1 protein-coding gene and 1 pseudogene are annotated in these 1,335 nt (G+C 62.9%); both read left to right on the forward strand.

Translation table 11 applies throughout. From position 1 onward, the window contains the following. A pseudogene (locus tag HLUSI_RS27710) lies at positions 1-1,032 on the forward strand (MFS transporter); the annotation flags it as partial. A 52-nt stretch (positions 1,033-1,084) separates the two neighbouring features. Beyond that, on the forward strand, positions 1,085-1,335 hold a 251-nt coding region (locus HLUSI_RS34000), incomplete at its 3' end, for an FAD-binding oxidoreductase (protein ID WP_167321463.1).

Raw genomic sequence — 1,335 nt, forward strand, 5'->3', positions numbered from 1 at the left:
GGCGCGCGCCGCACGTTGATCTATTGCGGCTTGCTGTGGGCGCTGGCGACGGTGCTGACCGGTTTCGCCGGCGGCCTGGTGTCGCTGCTGCTGGCGCGTTTGCTGCTCGGTCTCGGCGAGGGCGCGACCTTCCCGGCGGCGACCACGGCGATGTCGCGCTGGGTGGCCAAAGACAAGCGCGGCTTCGCCCAGGGCATCACCCATGCCTTCGCACGGATCGGCAATGCGGTGGCGCCGGCGGCGGTGGTGTGGATCATGGCGGAACATGGCTGGCGTGAATCGTTCTACATCTTCGGCGCATTCAGCCTGGTGTGGGTGATCGTGTGGGCCTTCGTGTTCACGGAAGATCCGGCCAAGCATCCGCGCATCACCGCGGAAGAACTGGAGGTCCTGCCGCCCGGCAAAAAGACGAGCCCGAAGATTCCATGGGGGCCGCTGTTCAAGCGCATGATGCCGGTGACCATCGTCTACTTCTGCTACGGCTGGACCTTGTGGCTGTTCCTGAGCTGGATCCCGCAATACTTCCTGCACAGCTATGACCTCGACATCAAGAAGTCGGCGCTGTTCGCTTCCAGCGTGTTCTTCGCCGGCGTGGTGGGCGATACCCTGGGCGGCATCGTCAGCGACAAGATCCTGAGAAACACCGGCAACCTCAAGCGCGCCCGCAGCTACATGGTATCGGTGTGCATGCTGCTGACCTTGCTGTCGCTGTTGCCGCTGATGTTCACGCACAATCTCTACGTCTCGATCATCAGCCTGAGCGCAGGTTTCTTCTTCGCGGAAATGACGATCGGTCCGATGTGGGCGATTCCGATGGATATCGCGCCGGAATATTCAGGCACCGCCAGCGGCATGATGAACACCGGTTCGGCATTGGCCGCGATCATTTCGCCGGTGCTGTCGGGCTACCTGATCGACAAGACCGGCAACTGGGAACTGCCTTTCCTCGGCAGCATGGTGCTGATGGGCTTCGGTGTGTTGCTGGCGTTCCGCATGCAGCCGGACAGCAAGTTTGAAAACACTGCGCCGGACCCCCCCCCCCGGCATTCCTGCGCATCATTTTTCGTTTTCGACAGGACTACTCATGCTGGTCAAGCCCATCCATCTGGTTCCGCCGAGTGCGCGGAGCACTGCAGCAGCTACGCCGTTCGCCATGCAATTGCAGCGCGAGATGCGCGGCGAAGTCATGTTCGGCAATGCCGATCGCGGCCGTTACGCCACCGACGCCTCCATCTATCAGATCATGCCGCTGGGCGTGGTCGTGCCGCGCGACCAGGCCGACCTGAAACTGGCGCTCGACATCGCGGTGCTGGCGCGGGGCGCGGGCACCAGCCA

The sequence above is a fragment of the Herbaspirillum lusitanum P6-12 genome, assembly GCF_000256565.1.
Classification (GTDB): domain Bacteria; phylum Pseudomonadota; class Gammaproteobacteria; order Burkholderiales; family Burkholderiaceae_D; genus Herbaspirillum; species Herbaspirillum lusitanum.